This is a genomic window from Methanospirillum sp., assembly GCF_028679455.1.
In the GTDB taxonomy this organism is placed as follows: domain Archaea; phylum Halobacteriota; class Methanomicrobia; order Methanomicrobiales; family Methanospirillaceae; genus Methanospirillum.
Genome location: NZ_JAJRBM010000214.1, coordinates 1 through 4,980 on the forward strand (window position 1 = coordinate 1; position 4,980 = coordinate 4,980).

At 48.3% G+C, this 4,980-nt stretch carries 5 protein-coding genes; 4 read left to right on the plus strand and 1 reads right to left on the minus strand.

Features of this window, described 5'->3' with window-relative positions; translation table 11 throughout:
* The 4 genes from LUQ50_RS07095 to LUQ50_RS07110 all read left to right on the plus strand — a co-directional run.
* Positions 1 to 955 (plus strand): substrate-binding domain-containing protein (locus LUQ50_RS07095; RefSeq protein WP_300038279.1); only part of this gene is annotated, 955 nt, incomplete at its 5' end.
* 35 nt (positions 956 to 990) lie between these two features.
* On the plus strand, positions 991 to 1,677 hold the full coding sequence (locus tag LUQ50_RS07100) for an ABC transporter permease (protein ID WP_300038282.1): 687 nt from the start codon (positions 991 to 993) through the stop codon (positions 1,675 to 1,677).
* Between the two features lie 3 nt (positions 1,678 to 1,680).
* Entirely contained in the window at positions 1,681 to 2,778 is a 1,098-nt protein-coding gene (locus LUQ50_RS07105) for an ABC transporter ATP-binding protein (protein WP_300038287.1), read from the plus strand.
* A complete protein-coding gene (locus LUQ50_RS07110) occupies positions 2,750 to 3,886 on the plus strand; it encodes a putative sulfate/molybdate transporter (protein ID WP_300038290.1) in 1,137 nt (378 codons plus the stop codon). The genes LUQ50_RS07105 and LUQ50_RS07110 overlap by 29 nt, the downstream gene beginning before the upstream one ends.
* A gap of 32 nt (positions 3,887 to 3,918) precedes the next feature.
* Here the strand turns inward: LUQ50_RS07110 and LUQ50_RS07115 are convergent, their stop codons facing one another.
* Positions 3,919 to 4,737 carry a uridylate kinase gene (locus LUQ50_RS07115; RefSeq protein WP_300038294.1) on the minus strand — a complete coding sequence of 273 codons (819 nt, stop codon included), beginning with the start codon at positions 4,735 to 4,737 and terminating at the stop codon, positions 3,919 to 3,921.
* Between the last annotated feature and the right edge of the window lie 243 nt (positions 4,738 to 4,980).

A 4,980-nucleotide genomic window follows, 5' to 3' on the forward strand; every position in this document is an offset into this window, starting at 1 on the left:
ACAAAAAAGAGGCTATACTCATATGATGAAGCGAGCATTGATAATGACATGTCTGCTTCTTGCAGTTATGCTCATTTGTGGTGGGGCATCTGCAGAGAAGGTAAAGGACCTTACTGATGCCAAGCATGCTAGTGACCGTCTCCTGATTGCAACAACAACCAGTCTGGATGCCACCGGAGTACTTGATGAACTCTCCAAGAAATTTGCAGAGGAGAACAATGTCAGTGTCGAGTGGATAGCGGTCGGAACCGGACAAGCTATTGGATATGGGCAAACCGGTGATGTTGATGTGGTAATGGTCCATGATCGGGCTGCAGAAGACAAATTCCTTGACGCAGGAAATGGTCTTGATCGTCGTGTCTTTGCATCCAACTACTTTATGATTGGCGGCCCTGAATCAGACCCGGCAAAGATCGCTGGAAAGACCGCTAGTGAAGCTTTTAAGGCGATATCAGAGGCTGGAAATACCGATACCAAAGTAGTCTTTGTCTCCCGTGGTGACGGTTCAGGGACTCACTCCCGTGAGAAACTCATCTGGAAATCTGCTGGATTAGACTACACCGTAGTGAACAAATCTCCCTGGTATATCGATGCAGCAGCTGGAATGGGACAAACTATCACCATGGCAAACGAGAAGGATGGGTACACGCTCGCTGACGCTTCAACCTGGAACTCAATGCAGAGCAACATTACTCTTGTTCCCCTCGTAACCGATGGTAAAGATCTCCTGAATATCTACGCAGTTATCAGAGTCAACCCGGACAAGTTCCCGAACGCAGGGATCAATGTTGATGCAGGAAAGAAATGGGAGAACTTCCTCATCAGTGATGATACACAGAAATTAATTGCTGATTTCGGCACTGAAAAGTATGGAAAGCCTCTCTTTGTTCCAGCAAAGGGCGATGCAGCAAATCTGAATGTAACCGAAGCAGAGATCTCAAGCCCGGTAGAGTAATTTTATTACCGGCACTCACCCTCTATTTTCCACTGATGGATAATTTAATCTCCGCAATTGGTACTGCGTTCAACCTGCTATCCACCTTTGATCCTGAGGTCATCGAGATTACGACCCGTACCCTTGAGATCACGTTCACATCTGTACTGATCTGTACTATCGTTGCACTTCCCCTTGGAACTCTGATCAACTTCAGTACATTCAGGGGAAAAAAGACCCTTATCAGTCTGATTCAGACACTATATGCACTTCCGACAGTCATCGTCGGACTTGTCTGTTATATGCTCCTCTCCAGGACCGGTCCGCTCGGATTTCTCGGATTTCTCTTCACGCCCAGTGGTATGATATTTGGCCAGACCATTTTGGTCATTCCCATCATGACCGGACTTACTATCGCTGCTCTGCAGGGTATCAATCCCACCATCACTGATACTATCCGGTCCCTGGGGGCGAACCGTCTGCAGTTCCTCCTGAGTCATCTTCGCGAGGCCAGATACGTGATTATGGCAGCTGTAGTCATCGGATTTTCCCGGGCCATATCAGAAGTCGGGGCAGCGATCATGATTGGAGGGAATATTAAGGGGCATACCCGGGTGCTTACCACGGCAATTTCTCTACAGACCTCGATGGGTAACTTCGAACTTTCTCTTGCCCTTGGAATTATTCTCCTGGGAATCGCTCTCATCATCAACATTATGATGGGATATCTTCAGCAGCGGTGAATCATGATCAGACTGGACGCCATATCAAAAGCATTTGGGGAGAAACTGGTCCTTGATAAGGTCTCGGCAGAGATACCCAGAGGGAAGATATTCACCATCATCGGGCCGTCAGGTCAGGGGAAGACAACCCTGCTCAGGCTCATCAATCTCCTGGATACTCCAACTCGTGGTATGATCTACTTTGATGGCAAATCCCTCCATGAACAGAGTCAGGATGTAACTGCGTTACGACGAAGGATGGGCATGGTCTTTCAGACCCCGATTGCCTTTAAGGATACTGTATTTGCGAATATTGCGGTAGGACTCCGGTACCGGGGGATTGCCAGAGATGAGATTGAAAAACGGGTGTACCAGAAACTTGATGAGATCGGGCTTTCAGGATATGAGAACCGGAAGGCAGGAACCTTGTCCGGCGGGGAGATGCAACGGGTCTCCCTTGCCCGGGTGATGGTTACCGAGCCTGATCTCCTGCTGCTTGATGAACCGACTGCAAATCTCGATCCCCTTTCCACCTCAAAGATCGAGGAACTCATCAGGTATTATAATCGCAAACAGGGGACAACGGTCATCATGTCCTCACATGATCTCTTTCAGGGACAACGGATGGCAGATATGATTGCAGTGATGATGGGAGGACGGTTTATCCAGACTGATGAGACGGTGAAGGTTTTTTCAGAACCCTGTTCGGCAGATGTTGCCAGATTCATCGGTATTCAGAATGTTCTTTCAGGCCATGTGACCGGGAGAGAAGACGGGATGATGCGGGTGGATCTGGGAGGGGTGACGGTGCTTGCCATGAATACCCTTCCAGACGACCGGGTGATCGTGGCGATTCGGCCTGAAGACATTACCCTCTATAACGAACCTGATGGAAAGATGAGCGCGAGAAATGTAATCTCCGGCACGATAACCGGAATCAGGCCGTATGGGATCATCAGTCATGTGATGGTTGCCTGTGGGCAGATTGTTCTCGCTGTTCAGGTGACCTGGCAGGCAGTGAGGGATATGAGTCTCACTCCTGGGCAGGAAGTCATCCTCTCCTTTAAAGCTCCCTCAGTCCATGTGATGCCAGATGACGAATCATCCTCAGGTCAGTTCTGATCCCGTCCCTCTCCCATTGCTATCAGGCAGTGATATTGCGGGATCAGTCAGTAATTTTGGGACTGTTCTTCCGCTTTTTTTTGCCGTTTCCCTGACCTCAGGGATGTCGCTTTCTCTGATGCTGCTTCTGTGCGGGTGTTGGTACATCCTCACCGGAATAATCTACCGGATTCCCCTCTCGGTAGAACCTTTGAAAGCGGTTGCGGCTATCTCTATTGCCGGCAATCTCTCTCCTGAATTGATAGCAGCATCAGGGATTCTTACTGGTCTTCTCTTTGTGATTCTGGGGATGGCCGGAGGCATGAACTGGATGCAGGAACGTATCCCTTCTCCGGTAATAAAGGGGATACAACTTGGTCTCGGTCTGTTACTGTTGAAGAGTGCGGTCCTTGATTTCGGTATTTTTGATCCTTTCTTCTTTGTGATCTGTATTGGAGTTATCATTCTATTTGCAATGATACGACTCAGGCGGGATGTTCCTGATCTCTCAGCTCTCGCAATTCTTGCCATTGGAGTGGGGGTAATTCTCCATACTCATGGGATGCCGTTATGCAGGCTTCCCACTCTCCCCATTGTGACAATTCCAGGATTGTCTTATTTTATGATAGCCGGTCCGGATCTCGTTCTTCCCCAGATTCCCCTGACGATAGCAAACTCAATCCTGGCAACCTCTCTCCTCGCCTCAGAACTATATCATCATCCGGTATCACCTGACCGATTGAGTATTACTGTCGGTGCAATGAGTCTCTCTACCTCTATACTCGGAGGCTTTCCTTTGTGCCATGGAGCAGGCGGAGTTGCGGCTCATTATCGGTTTGGAGCACGACATGGTTCCTCTCTGGTTCTCGGCGGATTAATTCTCATCGGAGCCGCTACCCTGCTAACCGACCCGATAATCCTTTCAAGCATTCCTAAAGGAGTATTTGGAGCACTCCTGTTAGCAGTAGCAATTGAACTCATAAACCGGGGGAGGAAATCAGACAACCTTCTTTTGTCAGGTGCTATGGCAATTATCGCAGTACCCGCAGGAATGGCTGTTGCGTTTATCGCCGGCATTCTATTTTGTTTACTTCTGCTGATACCGGGCAGACGAAGAGAAAAGTGTTAAAGTTTGGGGAAAACCGTCTACGGTTTTAATTCCTATCGTGCCCAGATGAGAGTTCCTTCATTCTCGCCCATGACTGCACGGGTTATCATTCCTGGCTTATGCCCGTTTACGATCTGTACACATGGGAGATTTCCTGACTCAAGCATTATTTCAAGGAGTTTTCGTTCGAGAACGAGATCTTCCATATTCATCTCGATCAGTTCACTCGCGGTTATTTCAGGGATCAACACGACATCCTGGTTTTTCAGGGGATCTTTATCAAATAAACCGTCCACATTCTTCGCAAGGATACATCGTTTTGCTCCGAGCACTTCTGCTGCGAGGAATGCACCGGTATCGGTGCGGTGTGCTGGGATTCCGCCATTGCTCCGTTCAGACGGATGTTCATACAGGCCGTATGGCGGAGTTCCATGAGTGACCGGTAATGCCCCCATAGCCAGAAGCGTTGGGAGTTCAAGGAGATCGGTTGTGTGGATCCGTTTTGCTTTCCACGGTGCGAGGAGCGTTGCCATCATCAGTGCATTCTGTTCAGAGATCTTACTGGTCAGTTCAGAGAGAATCCCGGTTGGCATACCGAGATCAAGCCCGATATCCATGATATGCCTGACTCTTACGCCCCCTCCGGTGATCACCAGGATCTGATGATGTTCAGAGAGTGAACCAAGTTCATCAACAAGAGGGAGAACAACATCCCGGCCATAATCAATAATCCCATGCCCGCCGATCTTGATGACATTTAGTTCCGGGAGTATCCTGACCAATGGTCGTTCTTTATATTTTTCAAAGAGCTGATTTCTGACCAAGGTTTCTCCCTGTAGTTTGTTGGGAATATCATGTCGTTGTCTGTGCATAGGTCACCTGAGTAATATCTAAATAGTTGAGAGGACTATAGATAGATTATTAGATATCACCTGATATAACAGTTTGTTTATCAGTTGATTATCTTGAGGTGAATACCATGAAAATTTATGCACGAGAGCGTCAAAAGGTCGGAGAGGGTGTACGGCAACCAAAGTACCGCATTGTAGCAGTAACCGGTGGACAACTCCAGGTTGAAGCTACCCACTTCAGAAAGATGGAGATCGAAATAATTG